Origin of the sequence: Pseudomonas sp. TH07, from assembly GCF_016651285.1 — a bacterium.
GTDB lineage: Bacteria > Pseudomonadota > Gammaproteobacteria > Pseudomonadales > Pseudomonadaceae > Aquipseudomonas.
This window is the reverse complement of record NZ_JAEKED010000001.1, coordinates 3,895,276-3,913,510: the sequence shown is the minus strand read 5'-3', so window position 1 is coordinate 3,913,510 and position 18,235 is coordinate 3,895,276. Positions and strand designations below refer to the sequence as shown.

Annotated in this window: 16 protein-coding genes; 2 read left to right on the top strand and 14 right to left on the bottom strand. The window is 61.4% G+C overall.

Going from position 1 to position 18,235, the window contains the following annotated elements:
* Positions 1-18: 18 nt before the first annotated feature.
* The 7 genes from purF to truA form a co-directional block, all read right to left on the bottom strand.
* A complete protein-coding gene (gene purF / locus JFU57_RS18180) occupies positions 19-1,524 on the bottom strand; it encodes an amidophosphoribosyltransferase (RefSeq protein WP_078474020.1) in 1,506 nt (501 codons plus the stop codon).
* Between the two features lie 41 nt (positions 1,525-1,565).
* Positions 1,566-2,123, bottom strand: a complete 558-nt coding sequence (locus tag JFU57_RS18175) for a CvpA family protein (RefSeq protein WP_020297838.1) — start codon at positions 2,121-2,123, stop codon at positions 1,566-1,568.
* A gap of 98 nt (positions 2,124-2,221) precedes the next feature.
* Positions 2,222-2,875 (bottom strand): SPOR domain-containing protein, encoded by a 654-nt coding sequence (locus JFU57_RS18170; protein ID WP_201130278.1) that lies wholly within the window; start codon positions 2,873-2,875, stop codon positions 2,222-2,224.
* Positions 2,859-4,166 (bottom strand): bifunctional tetrahydrofolate synthase/dihydrofolate synthase, encoded by a 1,308-nt coding sequence (gene folC, locus JFU57_RS18165; protein ID WP_201130277.1) that lies wholly within the window; start codon positions 4,164-4,166, stop codon positions 2,859-2,861. Before folC ends, JFU57_RS18170 begins: the two co-directional genes overlap by 17 nt.
* Positions 4,163-5,083: an acetyl-CoA carboxylase, carboxyltransferase subunit beta gene (accD, locus tag JFU57_RS18160; RefSeq protein ID WP_078474017.1), complete on the bottom strand. Its 921-nt coding sequence runs from the start codon at positions 5,081-5,083 to the stop codon at positions 4,163-4,165. The genes folC and accD overlap by 4 nt, the downstream gene beginning before the upstream one ends.
* 259 nt (positions 5,084-5,342) lie before the next feature.
* Positions 5,343-5,975, bottom strand: a complete 633-nt coding sequence (locus JFU57_RS18155; RefSeq protein WP_201130276.1) for a phosphoribosylanthranilate isomerase — start codon at positions 5,973-5,975, stop codon at positions 5,343-5,345.
* A gap of 63 nt (positions 5,976-6,038) precedes the next feature.
* Positions 6,039-6,863 (bottom strand): tRNA pseudouridine(38-40) synthase TruA, encoded by an 825-nt coding sequence (gene truA, locus JFU57_RS18150; RefSeq protein ID WP_201132144.1) that lies wholly within the window; start codon positions 6,861-6,863, stop codon positions 6,039-6,041.
* A gap of 230 nt (positions 6,864-7,093) precedes the next feature.
* On the opposite strand from truA, the gene JFU57_RS18145 reads away from it, so the two are divergent.
* A complete protein-coding gene (locus JFU57_RS18145; RefSeq protein WP_201130275.1) occupies positions 7,094-7,753 on the top strand; it encodes a M24 family metallopeptidase in 660 nt (219 codons plus the stop codon).
* A gap of 120 nt (positions 7,754-7,873) precedes the next feature.
* Here JFU57_RS18145 and JFU57_RS18140 read toward each other — a convergent pair whose 3' ends face one another.
* The 7 genes from JFU57_RS18140 to leuC form a co-directional block, all read right to left on the bottom strand.
* Positions 7,874-10,480: a FimV family protein gene (locus JFU57_RS18140; RefSeq protein ID WP_201130274.1), complete on the bottom strand. Its 2,607-nt coding sequence runs from the start codon at positions 10,478-10,480 to the stop codon at positions 7,874-7,876.
* Positions 10,481-10,686: 206 nt separating this feature from the next.
* The gene (locus JFU57_RS18135) at positions 10,687-11,697 is read right to left on the bottom strand and encodes an aspartate-semialdehyde dehydrogenase (RefSeq protein WP_078471267.1); all 1,011 of its coding nucleotides are present in this window, start codon (positions 11,695-11,697) and stop codon (positions 10,687-10,689) included.
* 179 nt (positions 11,698-11,876) lie between these two features.
* The gene (gene asd, locus JFU57_RS18130; protein WP_020297829.1) at positions 11,877-12,989 is read right to left on the bottom strand and encodes an aspartate-semialdehyde dehydrogenase; all 1,113 of its coding nucleotides are present in this window, start codon (positions 12,987-12,989) and stop codon (positions 11,877-11,879) included.
* A gap of 54 nt (positions 12,990-13,043) precedes the next feature.
* The gene (leuB, locus tag JFU57_RS18125) at positions 13,044-14,126 is read right to left on the bottom strand and encodes a 3-isopropylmalate dehydrogenase (protein ID WP_078471266.1); all 1,083 of its coding nucleotides are present in this window, start codon (positions 14,124-14,126) and stop codon (positions 13,044-13,046) included.
* 51 nt (positions 14,127-14,177) lie between these two features.
* Positions 14,178-14,942, bottom strand: coding sequence for a class I SAM-dependent methyltransferase (locus tag JFU57_RS18120; RefSeq protein ID WP_078471265.1), 765 nt, complete (start codon positions 14,940-14,942; stop codon positions 14,178-14,180).
* 132 nt (positions 14,943-15,074) lie between these two features.
* Positions 15,075-15,719, bottom strand: a complete 645-nt coding sequence (gene leuD, locus JFU57_RS18115) for a 3-isopropylmalate dehydratase small subunit (RefSeq protein WP_020297826.1) — start codon at positions 15,717-15,719, stop codon at positions 15,075-15,077.
* 2 nt (positions 15,720-15,721) lie between these two features.
* Positions 15,722-17,152, bottom strand: a complete 1,431-nt coding sequence (leuC, locus tag JFU57_RS18110; protein ID WP_020297825.1) for a 3-isopropylmalate dehydratase large subunit — start codon at positions 17,150-17,152, stop codon at positions 15,722-15,724.
* 153 nt (positions 17,153-17,305) lie between these two features.
* Between leuC and JFU57_RS18105 the strand changes: the two genes are divergently transcribed.
* Positions 17,306-18,211, top strand: coding sequence for a LysR family transcriptional regulator (locus JFU57_RS18105; RefSeq protein ID WP_078471264.1), 906 nt, complete (start codon positions 17,306-17,308; stop codon positions 18,209-18,211).
* The last annotated feature ends 24 nt before the right edge of the window (positions 18,212-18,235 follow it).

Sequence of the window (18,235 nt, the reverse complement as noted above, 5' to 3'; positions counted from 1 at the left end):
TCTTCTAAATGCTCTGAATCAGTTGTTGTACAGATCGATGATCGCGCTGACCGCCTGGGTCTTGACCTTGGAGGCATCGTTACGCGCGTTTTCGATCTTGTTCAGATAGGCCTCATCGACGTCGCCCGTGACGTACTTGCCGTCAAACACTGCACAGTCGAAATGCTCGATCTTGATCTTGCCGCCGCCGACCGCTTCGATCAGGTCCGGCAGGTCCTGGTAGATCAGCCAATCGGCACCGATCAGGTCAGCTACGTCCTGGGTCGAACGATTGTGCGCAATCAGCTCGTGAGCGCTCGGCATGTCGATGCCGTACACGTTCGGGTAGCGCACGGCTGGCGCTGCGGAGCAGAAGTAGACGTTTTTCGCGCCGGCTTCGCGAGCCATCTGGATAATCTGTTTGCAGGTGGTGCCGCGCACGATCGAGTCGTCCACCAGCATCACGTTCTTGCCGCGGAATTCCAGCTCGATGGCGTTGAGCTTCTGGCGTACGGATTTTTTCCGCGCAGCCTGGCCCGGCATGATGAAGGTCCGGCCGATGTAGCGGTTCTTCACGAAGCCTTCGCGAAACTTCACACCCAGGTGGTTAGCCAGCTCGAGCGCAGCGGTACGGCTGGTATCCGGGATCGGGATAACCACGTCGATGTCATGCTCAGGACGCTCGCGCAGGATCTTCTCGGCCAGCTTCTCGCCCATGCGCAGGCGCGCCTTGTACACCGAGACGCCGTCGATGATCGAATCCGGGCGCGCCAGGTACACATGCTCGAAGATGCACGGGGTCAGTTGCGGGTTGGTCGCGCACTGGCGGGTGTGCAGCTTGCCGTCTTCAGTGATGTAGACCGCTTCACCCGGTGCCAGGTCGCGGATCAGGGTGAAACCCAGCACGTCCAGGGAAACGCTTTCCGAGGCGATCATGTACTCGACGCCTTCGTCAGTGTGACGCTGGCCGAAAACGATCGGGCGGATGCCGTGCGGGTCGCGGAAACCGACGATGCCGTAACCGGTCACCATGGCCACGACTGCGTAACCACCGACGCAGCGGTTGTGCACGTCAGTCACGGCCGCGAACACGTCTTCTTCGGTCGGCTGCAACTTGCCGCGCTGGGCCAGCTCGTGAGCGAACACGTTGAGCAGGACTTCGGAGTCGGAGTTGGTGTTGACGTGGCGCAGGTCGGATTCGTAAATCTCCTTGGCCAGCTGTTCAACGTTGGTCAGGTTACCGTTATGCGCCAGGGTGATGCCGTACGGCGAGTTGACGTAAAACGGTTGAGCTTCGGCCGAAGTCGAGCTGCCTGCGGTTGGATAGCGCACATGGCCGATGCCCATGTGGCCGACCAGGCGCTGCATATGCCGTTGATGGAATACATCACGGACCAGACCATTGTCCTTGCGCAGGAATAACCGGCCATCATGGCTGGTCACGATACCGGCAGCGTCCTGGCCGCGGTGCTGGAGGACGGTTAGCGCGTCATACAGCGCCTGATTGACGTTCGACTTACCGACGATACCGACGATGCCACACATGCGACGCAACCCCTACTTAATGAAACTGAACTGAACACATCTTACTGAGGCGTTTTGGCCGGTAAGAGGTGCTCCTTGAACGGAATATCAGCGGGTACGCTGATACCGCTGGCCAGCCACTGACTGCTCCACCCCAATATGAGGTTCTTCGACCAGTCTGCAACCAATAGAAATTGTGGCACCAGTCGCGACTGCTGCCACCAGGAATCCTGTTGTACCGGCCCCAGGCTCAAAAGCCCGACCGCCACGACCACCAGCAACGCGCCACGCGCGGCGCCAAAGGCCATGCCGAGAAATCGATCGGTCCCGGAGAGGCCGGTGACGCGAATCAATTCGCCGATAAGAAAGTTGATCATTGCGCCTACCAGCAAGGTGGCGACAAACATGATGGCACAGCCCGCGATCACGCGAGCCGAAGGTGTTTCGATGTATCCGGCGAGGTACTCGGACAGTGAGCCACCGAACATCCAGGCAACGACTCCAGCGATAATCCAGGTCAGCAGCGACAGTGCTTCTTTGACGAAGCCGCGGCTCAGACTGATCAACGCGGAGATGGCGATTATTGCAACGATCGCCCAATCAACCCAGGTAAATGGCACAGTGCAGCCTACAGACGGATAAGGCGGCGCATTTTAGCAGAGCGCTTGGCTGTCGGTAAGCTGCGATTCACTGTGCTTTTCAAATCAAGCAGATAGCCTTAACCACGCTCAGGCTGAAAACGCACCACAAACCCCTTGAGGTTCTGCTGGCGACCCAGCAAGTCACGCAGGCGATCAGCTTCGGCACGCTCGATCAGCGGACCGACGAATACCCGGTTCTTGCCATCGGCGGAACGGATATAGGCGTTATAGCCTTGACTGCGCAGGGTTTTCTGCAGGTTTTCAGCGCTTTCGCGGCTGGACAGGCTGGCCAGTTGCACCGACCAACTCAACGACAGGCCATTGGCATCGATCCGGCTCTGGCTGGTGTCCGGCCGTGTGCTGGCAACAGATTGAGCAGGTGTAGGCTTGGGCGCGACCGGCGCTGGAGCTGGCTTGATCGCAGCTGTCGGTGGTGCAACAGGGATCGCCGGTGCACTGGGCACAATCGGCGCAGACGGTGCGGACTGCTGCACCACCTCGTCATCGCTCGGAATCGGCTCCTGGGGCAGCGCTTGCGGCTCGGGAACCACAACCGGCTCGACCTGCACCTGAGGCATGACAGGCGCTTGCGGCGCGGCAGGCGCCTCGACGCTGACATGACGCTGCTCATCTTCGCGGGAAAACAGCATGGGCAGGAAGATCACCGCCAGTGCCACCAGAACCAGAGCTCCAACCATTCGCTGCTTGTAGACGTTATCCAGCATAGCCATGTGCAGCTTCCTCCGTGGAGCGCCGGGCGAGCCACTCAAGCGCCTCGGCAACACAATAAAAAGATCCGAACAGCAGGATTTCATCCTCTGCCGTTGCAAGCGCGCACTGCCCTTCCAAAGCGGCAGCAACGCTGTCATAGGACGTTACGCGAGCCCCAAGGTTCTCCAGCGCCGCCTGCAAATCCGCAACCGGACGCGCCCGAGGGCAATCCAGAGGGGCCACCGCCCAGGTTTCGACTTGCGGATGCAGATGCTCAACCACGCCAGCCAGGTCTTTATCCGCCAGCAGACCAAACACCGCCAGACGCTTGCCAGCCAGCGGCCGACGGCCCAGGCGTTCGGCCAGGTACTGCGCGGCGTGGGGGTTGTGGCCCACATCCAGCAGCAGATTAAGGCGCTTGCCTTGCCACTCGAACTGCCGACGATCCAGGCGACCGACCACCCGGGTCTGGCGCAAGGCAGCCACTATCCGCTCTGGCTGCCAAGGTAGGCCCGTCAGCAAATAGGCCTGCAAGGCCAGGGCAGCGTTTTCCATGGGCAGATCGAGCAACGGTAAATCGTGCAGCTCCACCGGGGCACCCGAAAGATCGAGGCCGCGCCACTGCCAGTGCTGCTCGGTCATACCCAGGTCAAAATCGCGCCCACGCAGGAAGAATGGGCAATTGAGCTCACGCGCCTTGTCCAGCAGTGGCTGTGGCGGATTGAGATCCCCACACAGCGCGGGCGCGCCCTGGCGGAAGATCCCGGCCTTCTCGAAGGCCACGGACTCACGGGTATCGCCAAGATAGTCAACGTGATCGACACCAATACTGGTCACCAGCGCCAGATCCGCATCCACCAGGTTGACCGTGTCCAGGCGCCCACCCAGGCCGACCTCCAGCACCACCGCATCAAGCCCGGCACGCTGGAACAGCCAGAAGGCTGCCAGGGTGCCCACCTCGAAATAGGTCAGGGAAATCTCGCCACGCCCGGCATCGACCGCGGCAAAGGCTTCGCACAGCTCGGCATCGCTGGCTTCGACGCCATCGATCTGCACCCGCTCGTTGTAACGCAACAGGTGTGGCGAGTTGTACTCCCCTACTCGCAAACCCTGGGTTCGCAGCAGGGACGCCACGAACGCACAGGTCGAACCCTTGCCGTTGGTACCGGTCACCGTAATCACCCGAGGCGCCGGCTTGCCCAATCCCATACGGGACGCTACCTCTTGCGAGCGCGCGAGCCCCATGTCGATGGCCGACGGATGCAACTGCTCGAGGTAGGCGAGCCATTCGCCAAGGGTACGTTGGGTCATAGGTTGGCTGGAGCCGGCGGAACCACGATCGGCTCGACAGGTGCAGCAACGAACTCAGGCGTCGGCAGCCCCATCAATTGCGCCAGCAGATTGCCCAGACGTGGGCGCAGTTCCTGACGGGCGATGATCATGTCGATCGCGCCGTGCTCCAGCAGGAACTCACTGCGCTGGAAGCCTTCTGGCAGCTTTTCACGCACGGTCTGCTCGATAACCCGCGGACCGGCGAAACCGATCAGGGCCTTGGGCTCGGCAACGATCACATCACCCAGCATCGCCAGGCTCGCCGACACACCACCGTAGACCGGGTCGGTCAGCACGGAGATGAACGGGATACCTTCTTCGCGCAGACGCGCCAGTACCGCAGAGGTCTTGGCCATTTGCATCAGGGAGATCAGCGCTTCCTGCATCCGCGCACCACCGGAGGCGGCGAAGCAGATCATCGGGCATTTGTTTTCCAGGGCGTAGTTGGCGGCACGAACAAAACGCTCACCGACGATGGCACCCATGGAGCCGCCCATGAAGGAGAACTCAAAGGCCGAAACCACCACCGGGATGCCCAGCAGGGTGCCGCTCATGGAGATCAGCGCGTCCTTCTCGCCGGTCTGCTTCTGTGCAGCAGTCAGGCGATCCTTGTACTTCTTGCCATCGCGAAACTTCAGGCGATCCACCGGCTCCAGGTCGGCGCCCAGTTCGGCACGGCCTTCGGCATCGAGGAAAATGTCGATACGGGCGCGAGCACCGATACGCATGTGGTGATTGCACTTAGGGCAAACATCCAGGGTTTTTTCCAGCTCCGGCCGATACAGCACCGCCTCGCAGGACGGGCACTTGTGCCAAAGACCTTCAGGCACCGAGCTTTTCTTCACCTCGGAACGCATGATCGAAGGGATCAGTTTGTCTACTAACCAGTTGCTCATGCTTTCTTTCTCCAGTACCGGCGGCCCGAACGCTCTGGTTCGCAGCCCCGCGTATGCCCTTGAGCTAAATTCATGTGTGCGGCGATGATCGGTGCGCTACCGCGGTCAGCACGAGGCTCGACCTGCCTGTAGCGAACTGCTCCTCAGCCATCCCGACAGCCCGCAACAGAGCGGTTGCCACTTCGACTTCGGCCTGTCCGAAGACAGTGCCCACCTGTTTTGTACAGTGGAGTTATGGACGGCGGCAGACTGCCAGCCGTCACATCGACTCACTGCTGCCGCGCACGGCCTGCATAAATGCGCGAATCTTTGCCTGGTCCTTGATGCCCTTGCCCTGCTCCACCCCACCACTGACATCCACCGCGTAGGGGCGCACCTGGGCAATCGCCCGGGCCACATTCTGCGCAGTCAAACCGCCAGCAAGGATGATCGGTTTGCTCAGGCCCTGCGGTACGAGTGACCAGTCGAAGGCTTCACCGGTTCCACCGGGTACGCCCTCGACATAGGTGTCCAGCAAAATCCCGCTGGCCTTTGCATAGGTCGCGCAAAGGCCGGCGATATCATCCCCGGCCTTGACCCGCAGCGCCTTGATGTAGGGCCGATGGTAGCCATCACAATCGGCCGGCGACTCATCGCCATGAAACTGCAGCAGATCCAGGGGCACCGCATCGAGAATCTCCCCCAGCTCGCAACGGCTGGCGTTGACGAACAGCCCAACAGTGGTCACAAACGGCGGCAACGCGGCAATGATCGACCGCGCCTGCTGCACCGTGACCGCCCTTGGGCTCTTGGCGTAAAACACCAGGCCGATGGCATCAGCCCCGGCTTCGACCGCCGCCAGCGCATCCTCTATGCGGGTAATCCCACAAATTTTGCTGCGAACGGCTGTCATGTTGTTTAAACCCCGGGGCAAATCCGTAAAAGTTCTGGATGGTAGCAAATGCTTTTCCCAGCGTCAGCCGTCAAGTTCGGTGAAACCGGTGAGGAAATGTGGCCCGATGTATCGCTCCGGCAGTTTGAACTCATCCCGGTACTCGACCTGCACCAGATACAGCCCGAACGGGTGCGCCGTAACCCCGCCAGTACGCCGAATGCGGCTCTCCAGCACCTCCCCGGCCCACTCCACGGGACGCTCACCCGCGCCAATGGTCATCAACACGCCGGCAATATTGCGCACCATATGATGCAGAAAGGCGCTGGCACGGATATCCAGGACGATCATCTTGCCGTGCCGGGTAACCCGCAGATGGTGAATTTCCTTGATCGGCGACTTGGCCTGGCACTGTCCGGCACGGAAGGCGCTGAAGTCATGGGTGCCCACCAGGTAGCGCGCAGCCTCGGCCATGCGTTCGACATCCAACGGGCGGTGGTTCCAGGTGACTTCTTCGTTGAGGTGGGCCGGGCGGATCTGATCGTTGTAGATCACATAGCGATAACGCCGGGCAATGGCCTTGAAGCGCGCATGAAAATGCGCCGGCATGACCTGGGCCCAACTGACGCTGACGTCATGGGGCAAATTGATGTTAGCGCCCATGACCCATGCCTTGAGCGAGCGCTCGGCCTGGGTGTCGAAATGCACCACCTGCCCGCAGGCATGCACGCCCGCATCGGTACGTCCGGCGCAGGACAGCACTACCGGGGAGTCGGCCACCTTGGACAGGGCCTTCTCCAGGGTTTCCTGCACGGTGGGCACGCCGGACGACTGCCGCTGCCAGCCGCGATAGCGCGAACCCTTGTATTCAACACCCAGGGCGATTCTGAAAAAGCCTGCGGCCGCCATTTCGGCGGCCGCGTTATCTATATTTGCCAAGAACTTACAGCCCGCTGATGTACGCAAAGGCGGCCATTATAAGGCCGCCGGAAGCAGACGCCATGCGCCACCGGCTTTTAGTTGCAGATCGATCTTCCGCCCAGGCCACACCTAATGGGATTGCATCGCCACCCAGGTAATCGCTATATAGATAAATATATAACGAATTATAAAAGACCCACCCGACCGAGACCTGATGAATGACCGCCACAAGCAAAGAAGCCGTGGGCCTGGCGTACAGCCTTGAAGGCATGCTCCACGCCAAACGCATGACCTGGGAAGCGATAGCCGAGATGGCCAGGCGCATCACGCCGGGCATGCTCGAATCAGAGGCCCGGGAGCTGGGACTGGCGATTCTCAAGGACCTGAGCATGGAGCGGATCTGGCACCCGCTGCTGATTCGCTTTGGCGAAAACACCCTGAAGACCTTCAAGCAACGCTCCGAAGGCGATCCCAGGCTGGGGCAGAACGATATTTTCTTTATTGACCTGGGGGTAGTCTGGGATCGCCACGAGGGCGACTCCGGTGCCACCTTTACCACCGGCAACGACCCCGAGATGCAGGCCTGCGCGGCGGCGGCCAAAACCCTGTTCGACCGCGTGCACGACCACTGGAAGAACCACCAGTTGGCCGGCCCCGAACTCTACCGCTACGCCGAAGAGCAGGCGAGCGCCATGGGCTGGGTGCTGAACCTGGACATCAAGGGCCATCGCGTCAGCGACTTTCCCCACGCGATCTACCGCGCGGGCGATCTGGGAGATTTCGACGAGTGCCCGAACGTCGGCCTGTGGATCCTGGAGATCCAGATCGCCCACCCTACCCGGCCCTTCGGCGCATTCTACGAAGACCTGCTTACCTGAAACCGCTGCAAGCAACGCCTTGCACCGGCCAGATGGCCATTGCAGGCAAGCGCCCAAGCCGAAGCACAAACGAAAACGGCAGCCTCAAGGGCTGCCGTTTTATTTGGACCTCAGCGTCGATCAAGCCAGACGCGTCAGCATTTCCTTGGCTTCGTTTTTCTGGCCATCGCTGCCTTCGGTGATCACTTCGCCGAGAATATCCCGGGCGCCGTCGTTATCACCCATATCGATGTAGGCCTGGGCCAGGTCCAGCTTGGTGGCTACTTCGTCGGTGCCGGAGAGGAAATCGAAATCGCCCTCGTCCATGCCGACCGCCGCGTCTTCAGCCGTAAAAGTAGGCTCGGCTACGGCCGGCTGCTCCAGGCTCTGAGACAAACGATCCAACTCGGCGTTGACATCGTCCAGCTCGGAAGCGAATGCATCCTTGGGCTCGGGCTGGGCATCCATCTCGTCGGCCAGCGACAGATCGAAGTCGGCCGGCAGATCCAGATCATCCAGTGGTGCTTCGGTGATCGTAGGCACCTCACCCAGCGGCAGATCCTTGAGATCGTCCTCCAGGCTCAACAGGAAATCCTCGTCACTCTGAGCCGTCGCCGGCAAGTCTTCGCCCAGGTCCAGGTCGAAGTCCGACAGATCGTCCAGGCTTTCCTTGGCCTCGGTCTGCTGTTGCAGCACCGATTCGAAACTCAGGTCATCATCCAGCGGGAACTCGTCCAGGACCGGCTCTGCCGCAACCACAGCCGGCGAGGCCGCTTCCAGATCGTCCAGGCTCAGATCGAAATCAGCATCAAAACCTTCGATTGGCAGCTCGGCAATCGGCGCCGGAGGCTCATCCTGCAACAGCTCCTTGACGTATTCGGCATCCAACTCCGCAGCCACTGCCGCCGCGCCCAGGCCCGCAGCCGCTGCTGCCGCAACCACCATCGCCGGGAAACGGCTCTTGAGTTGCTCGACTTCCGCGTGGTTCTTGCCATTGGCCACCAACTGCCGCTCTTGAGCAACAAAGGCACTCCGATCGCCCTGGAGGCCGTAGACCTCCATCAGTTTCAGACGCAATTCGCTGCGCTGCGGCTCCAGCTTGACCGCTTCTTCAAGCAGCTCAGCGGCCTGATTCAGGCGTCCGGCATTGATATGGTTCTGCGCCTGCTCCAGCACATCGGTCGGATGTTCAACCGCAGCAGCCACCACAGGGGCTACCACTGCGACCGGCGCCACAACTGGCGCAGGCGCCGGAGCAGGTACTGGGGCGACCGCCAGCTTGACGCTCGGCGCAGGCACTTCCAGGCCTTCGAAGCTGCTTTCCGGCAGATCCAGCTCCTCGGTGGTGATGTCATTCTCTTCAGACAAGGCCCGGGCCATGCGCAAATGCTTTTCCGCTTCCTGCTGGGCCTTGCGACGGCGCGCCAGAAGCAACAGCAACAGCAGGACCAGAACCGCGCCGCCCCCTACCAGACCCAGCAGGATCGGATTGGTCAGCAGCTCGTTGAACGTGGCGTCATCGGACTTGGGCTCCTGAGCCACCACCGGGGTAGCGTCGGGAGCGGCAGCGGCGGCGACAACCGGGGCCGGATCGGTCACCGGGGTTGCAGCAACTGCTGGAGCTTCAGGCTTGGCCACCAATTCTGCGGGCATGGCCGGCGGCACTGCCGCAGCGGCTGCAGGCTTGGCTGCGCCTTCAGCTTCGAGTTTGGCCAATTGATTGTTTTTCAACTCGATCAGGCGTTGCAGCTTATCCAGCTGGCTTTGCAGATCGGTCATGCGGCTTTTCAGCTCGGCATTGTCGCGGCGGGTGGTATCCAGGCTTTCCTGGGTGACCGCCAGTTTGTTGCTCAAATCCTTGCTGTCCCCGGCCGCGCCTTTGCCACGCCCCTTGGCGGAGTCGGCAGAGACCAGGCTCAGGCTGTCTTTGGCTGGCCCCTGCCCGGCCACCTTGTCGCCGCCGCCACGACGAGTGGCATCCAGTTGCTGCTGTCCACGTGTCGCGGAGCGACGGCCCTGGCGCCAGGCAGCATTTTGCGCGGCCACTTCGGCGATCGCCTGGGGCTGCGGCAAGCTGGTGCTCTGCACCGGATCAGGCAGGCGCAGGACCTTGCCGGTTTTCAGGCGATTGATGTTGCCATCGATAAAGGCGTCCGGGTTCAGCGCCTGGATCGCCAGCATGGTCTGCTGCACCGAACCGCCGTTGCGGGCCTTGGCAGCGATTTCCCACAGGGTATCGCGGGCCGAGGTGGTGTATTGCGCAGGCTTGCTGGCCGCAGTGACCGGCGCCCGCACCGCAGCCACTGCAGGAGCAGGCTTGGCGGCGGCTTCGGCGGTTTGTGCGGAGAATTTCGACGGATCCAGCAACACGCTGTAATCCCGCAGCAGGCGACCGTTGGGCCACATCACCTGCACCAGAAACTTGACCATCGGCTCGGACAGCGGCTTGCTCGACGTGACGCGCAAGACACTTTTGCCGCTGGCATTGATGACCGGGGTAAAACTCAGATCGTTGAGGAAGGCCTGGCGGTCGACACCGGCCTTGGCGAAATCATCTGCCGAACCCAGGCTGGGGACCACTTCGGCCGCGGTGAGATCCTTGACATCCAGCAGTTCGATTTCTGCTACCAAAGGCTGGTTCAGAGTCGACTTCAGCGTCAGCTCCCCGAGCCCAAGCGCATGCGCCATACCGGAGGACAGCGCCGATGCGGCCGCTATTGCTAACACCAGTTTGCGAACTTGAACCATAGCCTCTTCCTTTGTCTGAACATTCCTCGGCCAGCGAGAAGGTGTTGTAGCAACTGCCGTAAGGCACTGCGCGCGGCCTTGAATAGCCATTGCGCGCGATTATTTACTCATGCCCTTGGAAGCACCTGACGGTAGCTCACCTCCAGCAAACCAGCCAAGCATAGCGCCCGGCTAGATTCATTCTGCAAATTGTCGCCAAGTATCTTTTACAGAAGGTCTTTTATCAACAACTCAGCCAACTGCACCGCATTGAGCGCAGCGCCTTTGCGTACGTTATCTGACGTCAGCCACAGATTAAGTTCCGCTGGGTCATCGACCCCCGTACGCACCCGGCCGACATACACCACGTCTTGTCCGACCGCATCACCTACCGCTGTCGGATAATCGCCGGCTTCCACCAACTCGACACCCGGCGCGGACTCCAGCGCCGCATTGACCGCTGCCAGGTCGATGGCGCGGCCTGACTGCAGGGTCACGCTATAGCTATCGCCAAAAAACACCGGGGCTTGAACGCAAGTGACAGAAATCTTTAACAAAGGTTGTCCCAGGACCTCACGCAGCTCTCGAACCAGGCGTTTTTCCAGCAGGGTATGGCCCTGGGCATCAGGCGTACCGACCTGGGCCAATAGATTGAAGGCCATCTGCCGATCGAAAAAGCGCGGCTCCAGCGGGCGCACGTTGAGCAGTTCGGCGGTCTGGCGTGCCAGCTCCGTCACGGCTTCGCGCCCCTGGCTGGATACCGCCAGGCTCGCTGTCAGGTTGACCCGCTGCAGATCGAGCAAACCCACCAGGGGCGCCAGCACCACCGCCAGCGAGGTCGCCGAAGCGCTCGGGCTGCTCAGTTGCACCGGCTTCTGCAAGCCGGCCAACACCTGGGCATTGGCCTCGGGCACCACATTCGGCGCCTGGGCCGACGGCAACGCACCGGACAGGTCGATCACCGTGCACTGGGCCGCACTGGCGCGCGGGGCGAAGCTCAGGGTCACCGCCGGGCCGGCGGCAAAAAACACGATCTGCACTTTGCTGAAATCAAACTCGTCGACTTCACGCACACGCACGTTCTTGCCGCGAAACGGCACCGAATGCCCGGCGGACTCGCTGCTGGCCAACAGGTGCAGATTGCCGACCGGAAAATCGCGTTCTTCGAGAATCTGGACGAGGGTTTCGCCGACAGTACCGGTGGCGCCGACAACGGCGATATCAAAGGACTGGTTCATGGTGCTACCTCTGGCGAAACGTGGGGAGCGGCACTTTACCCGGCGCATGGGGGCGAGGCAATTCGCCCGCGGGCCACGGCGTGCCCGGTTTGGGCGTTATTGAAAGGAAGCCGACTGTCGGCGCCAAGAAAAAGCCCGTACCTCTTGCAAGGCACGGGCTCGTTCAGACCATCAGCCGATCAACGCTCCAGCAGGATCCGCAGCATGCGACGAAGCGGTTCGGCCGCGCCCCACAGCAGTTGGTCACCCACGGTGAACGCGCCGAGGAACTGCGAACCCATGTTCAGCTTGCGCAGGCGTCCTACCGGAATGTTCAGGGTGCCGGTGACCTTGGTCGGGCTCAGCTCCTGCATGCTGATATCACGCTGATTGGGCACCAGCTTGACCCAAGGGTTGTGCTGGCTGATCAGCCCTTCGATATCGGCGATCGGTACGTCTTTGTTGAGTTTGATGGTCAGCGCCTGACTGTGGCAGCGCATGGCGCCGATCCGCACGCAGATGCCGTCCACCGGGATCGGGCTCTTGAAGCGACCGAGGATCTTGTTGGTCTCGGCCTGGGCCTTCCACTCTTCGCGGCTCTGGCCGTTCGGCAGTTCCTTGTCGATCCACGGGATAAGGCTGCCGGCCAATGGCACGCCGAAGTTCTCGGTCGGGTAGGCATCGCTGCGCATGGCTTCGGCCACACGCCGATCGATGTCGAGGATCGCACTGGCCGGGTCGGCCAGTTGATCGGCGACCGCCGCGTGGGTGGCGCCCATCTGCTTGATCAGCTCACGCATGTTCTGCGCGCCAGCACCGGAGGCCGCCTGATAGGTCATGGCGCTCATCCACTCCACCAGGCCGGCTTCGAACAGGCCGCCCAGGCCCATCAGCATCAGGCTGACGGTGCAGTTGCCGCCGATGTAGTTCTTGGTCCCGGCGTCCAACTGCTGGTCGATGACCCGGCGGTTGACCGGATCCAAGACGATGACCGCGTCATCCTGCATGCGCAGGCTGGACGCGGCATCGATCCAGTAACCCTGCCAGCCGGCTTCGCGCAGCTTGGGGAATACTTCGCTGGTGTAGTCGCCACCCTGGCAGGTCAGAATCACGTCGAGGGTTTTCAGCTCTTCAATGCTGTACGCGTCCTTGAGCGGGGCAATGTCCTTGCCCACGGACGGGCCTTGGCCGCCGACATTGGAGGTGGTGAAAAACACCGGCTCAATAAGGTCGAAGTCTTGCTCTTCCAGCATCCGCTGCATGAGCACGGAACCGACCATACCGCGCCAACCGATCAGACCTACACGTTTCATCGCAACTACACCTATACAAAAGTGGGCCACCGTCTGAGCGGTGGGCCCGAAAGATTACAGATTCCGCAGCGCGGCGACTACTGCATCGCCCATTTCCTGCGTACCTACCTTCTCGCAACCGGCAGACCAGATGTCACCGGTGCGCAAACCTTGATCCAGCACCAGGCTCACGGCCTGCTCGATGGCAGCCGCCGCGTCGTGCAGATTGAAGCTGTAACGCAGCATCATCGACACCGACAGAATGGTCGCCAACGGGTTGGCAATGCCCTGCCCGGCGATATCCGGCGCCGAACCGTGGCATGGCTCGTACATGCCCTTGTTATTGGCATCCAGGGATGCCGACGGCAGCATGCCGATGGAACCGGTGAGCATCGACGCTTCGTCGGACAGGATGTCGCCGAACATGTTGTCGGTGACGATCACGTCGAATTGCTTCGGCGCGCGCACCAGTTGCATGGCCGCGTTGTCCACGTACATGTGGCTCAGTTCGACGTCCGGGTAATCCTTGGCCACTTGCTCGACCACTTCACGCCACAGCTGGCTGGATGCCAGGACGTTGGCCTTGTCCACCGAGCACAGCTTCTTGCCGCGCACACGGGCCATGTCGAAACCGACCCGGGCGATACGGCGGATTTCACTCTCGCTGTACGGCAGAGTGTCGTAGGACTGACGCTCGCCGTTTTCCAGCGTGCGCGTGCCCCGTGGCGCGCCGAAGTAGATACCGCCGGTCAGCTCGCGCACGATGAGAATGTCGAGACCGGAAACGATCTCCGGCTTCAGGCTCGACGCATCGGCCAGTTGCGGGTAGAGGATCGCCGGACGCAGGTTGCCGAACAGGCCCAGCTGGGCACGGATTTTCAGCAGGCCGCGCTCAGGGCGGATATCACGCTCGATCTTGTCCCATTTCGGACCGCCCACGGCGCCCAGCAGGACTGCGTCCGCAGCGCGGGCACGCTCCAGGGTTTCGTCCGCCAGGGGTACGCCATGCTGGTCGATGGCCGCGCCGCCGATCACGTCGTGGCTCAGTTCGAAACCCAGGTTGTACTTGTCATTGGCCAGGTTCAGGACCTTGACCGCCTCGGCCATGATTTCCGGGCCGATACCGTCACCGGGGAGAATCAGAATCTGCTTGCTCATGCGTTCCTCGTTTGCTCTGTCGGCGTGCCCGCGGGCACACCCGGGAAAATGTTATCGCTCGGCCCACAGCACCAGTACATCTGTACTGAACGAACCATCGGCCTCAATCTCAAAATAATCGCGCACTTCGTTGCCCATGGCTTGCTGCAACTGGCGAATGGCAACCCGCAGCTCCTGCGGCGTGCGCATGCGCTCGACCCAGGAGTTGTACTCAAGACGCAGGCGCTGGCGCGTGGTACTGCGTGTATGCAACCCCGCCTCGCTGACCTGGTGCAGCCACTCACCCGCCGAATAATCGCGCACATGGCTGGTATCGCGCAGCACTTCGACGCTTTGCAGGTAAGTGTCGAACAGCGGGCTGCCCGGCGACATCACATCGATAAAGGCCGCGACGCCACCGGGTTTCAGCACCCGACGCACTTCGCGCAGGGCCAGGCCGAGATCGCTCCAATGGTGCGCCGAGTAGCGGCTGAAGACAAAGTCGAACTCGCCATCGGCAAACGGCAGGCGCTCGGCGGCGCCCCGCACGGTGCTGATATTGCCCAGGCCACGGTCCACTGCCGCCCCCGCCACCACATCCAGCATCTGCTGCGAGAGGTCGTAGGCCACCACTTCCCTGACCAGCGGCGCCACATGAAAACTCACATGACCGGCGCCACAGCCCAGGTCCAGCAAGCGCGCAGCGCCCTGCCCCGCCAGTGCCGATTGCAGCAGGGCGAACTCGGTGCCTTGAGCGTGCACGGCACTGCTCAGATAGGCCGAGGCCTGTTCACCGAATTGCTTTTGCACGACTTGGCTATGGGCGTTGCTGGTCATGATGAAGTCCTTTGGGAAGATGTTGCCGGGTTCAGACTATGAATTTTCGGTCGATACCGGTGGCAGTGCTGCCTGCGCATGGGCGCAGGCAGCGACGTGACAGTACTCGACGGATGACTACCGGGGTTCGGCTCAGGCGTCGCGAAACAACCAGGGCTGGCTGGCGCGATGCTTGGCTTCGAACGTCGCAATCGCATCGCCGTCCTGCAGGGTCAGGCCAATGTCGTCCAGACCGTTGAGCAGGCAGTGCTTGCGGAACGCATCGATCTCGAAGTTCAAGACCTTGCCGTCAGGACGGGTCACGGTCTGGGCTTGCAGGTCGACCTGCAACTGGTAGCCGGGGGTGGCCTCCACTTGCTGGAACAGTTCGTCGACTTCAGCGTCGCTCAAGATGATCGGCAGCAAGCCGTTCTTGAAGCTGTTGTTGAAGAAGATGTCGGCATAGCTGGGCGCGATGATGCTGCGGAAACCGTACTCTTCCAGGGCCCAGGGCGCGTGCTCGCGGCTCGAGCCGCAGCCGAAGTTCTCCCGGGCCAGCAACACACTGGCACCCTGGTATCGCTCGGCGTTGAGCACGAAATCCTTGTTCAAGGGACGCTTGGAGTTGTCCTGATACGGTTGCCCCACATCCAGGTAACGCCACTCATCGAACAGGTTCGGGCCGAAGCCGGTGCGCTTGATGGACTTCAAGAACTGCTTGGGGATGATCTGGTCGGTGTCGACGTTGGCACGGTCCAAAGGCGCGACAAGACCAGTGTGCTGGGTAAAAGCTCTCATGATTACTGCGCTCCCTGGGTCAATTCACGGACGTCGATGAAGCGACCGTTCACTGCGGCGGCGGCGGCCATGGCCGGGCTCACCAGGTGGGTACGACCACCGGCGCCCTGACGGCCTTCGAAGTTGCGGTTGGAGGTCGATGCACAGTGCTCGCCCGACTCCAAACGGTCCGGGTTCATTGCCAGGCACATCGAGCAGCCCGGCTCGCGCCATTCAAAGCCGGCCTCGAGGAAAATCTTGTCCAGCCCTTCCGATTCGGCTTGAGCCTTCACCAGACCCGAGCCCGGCACCACGATGGCTTGCTTGATGGTCGAGGCCACTTTGCGGCCTTTGGCGATCACGGCGGCGGCGCGCAAGTCTTCGATGCGCGAGTTGGTGCAGGAGCCGATGAATACACGGTCCAACTGAATGTCGGTGATCGCCTGATTGGCGGTCAAACCCATGTATTTCAAGGCGCGGACAATGGAGTCGCGCTTGACCAGGTCCATTTCCTTGGCCGGGTCCGGCACGTTCTGATCCACGGCCAGAACCATTTCCGGGGAAGTGCCCCAGCTGACTTGCGGCTTGATCTGCGCAGCGTCGAGTTCGACCACGGTGTCGAAGGTGGCGTCGGCATCGGACACCAGGTCTTTCCAGGCTTCGACGGCCAGGTCCCATTCGGCGCCCTTGGGTGCAAACGGGCGGCCCTTGACGTATTCCACGGTCTTTTCGTCCGCCGCCACCAGACCCACACGGGCGCCGGCTTCGATGGACATGTTGCAGATGGTCATGCGGCCTTCGACGGACAGGTCACGGATCGCGCTGCCGGCGAACTCGATGGCATGGCCGTTACCGCCGGCGGTGCCGATCTTGCCGATCACCGCGAGCACGATGTCCTTGGCGGTCACGCCAAAGGGCAAGGTGCCTTCAACGGACACCAGCATGTTTTTCATTTTCTTGGCGACCAGGCACTGCGTGGCGAGCACATGCTCGACCTCGGAGGTGCCGATACCGTGGGCCAGGGCACCGAAGGCGCCGTGGGTCGAGGTATGGGAGTCGCCGCAGACCACGGTCATGCCCGGCAAGGTTGCACCCTGCTCCGGGCCGATCACGTGGACGATGCCCTGGCGCACGTCGTTCATCTTGAATTCGACAATGCCGTATTCGTCACAGTTGTCATCAAGGGTCTGAACCTGCAAGCGCGAGACCTGGTCGGCAATCGCTTCGATCCCGCCTTTGCGCTCAGGCGTGGTGGGTACGTTGTGGTCCGGGGTGGCGATGTTGGCATCGATGCGCCAAGGCTTGCGCCCGGCCAGACGCAGGCCTTCGAAGGCTTGCGGCGAAGTCACTTCGTGGATGATGTGACGATCGATATAGATCAGCGCCGAACCATCGTCGCGCTGTTTGACCAAATGCGAATCCCAGAGCTTGTCGTAGAGCGTTTTGCCGGCCATCAGACGTTTCCTCATCAGCTTGTTTCTATGCCGCGGGTCATTGCTGACACCCAATCAATAACCCCTTGGCTTGTGAGGCTGATGCTATGGCGTTACATTAAATAACTCAAATTCATATTTTTTATGCTTTGGATAACCAACTGGAATACGAACATGGACCTGGCCAACCTCAATGCTTTTATTGCCATCGCCGAGACCGGCAGTTTCTCCGGGGCAGGCGAACGGCTGCATCTGACTCAACCAGCCATCAGCAAACGTATTGCCGGGCTGGAGCAGCAACTCAAGGTCCGGCTGTTCGATCGCCTGGGTCGTGAAGTGGGCCTGACCGAGGCCGGGCGCGCCCTGCTGCCACGGGCTTATCAGATTCTCAACGTACTGGATGACACGCGCCGGGCGCTGACCAACCTTACCGGCGAAGTCACCGGGCGCCTGACCCTGGCCACCAGCCACCACATCGGCCTGCACCGCCTGCCGCCGCTGCTGCGGGCCTTTACCCGGAAATACCCGGACGTGGCCCTGGATATCCAGTTTCTCGACTCGGAAGTGGCCTACGAAGAAATCCTCCATGGCCGCGCCGAACTGGCGGTCATCACCCTGGCCCCCGAGCCCCATGCGTTGGTCAAGGCCAAGCCGGTATGGGACGACCCGCTGGATTTCGTCGCCGCGCCCGAGCACCCGCTGGTCAGTAATGGCCAGGTCAGCCTGGCGGACATTGCCTTGCACCCGGCGGTTTTCCCCGGCGGCAATACCTTTACCCACCATATCGTGCAGCGCCTGTTCGAAGCCCAGGGGCTGACGCCGAACATCGCCATGAGCACTAACTATCTGGAAACTATAAAAATGATGGTGTCCATCGGCCTGGCCTGGAGCGTGCTGCCGCGCACCATGCTCGACGATCAGGTGGCGCGCATCCCTTTACCGGGCATACAGCTCACTCGCCAGCTAGGCTATATCCTGCACACCGAACGGACGCTGTCGAACGCTGCGCGGGCTTTCATGGCCTTATTGGATGCACAAATCGATTGGCCAGGGAGTCAGGCACAAGAACCCCGGCAATAATCTGTGCCTACCCTTTAATACTTT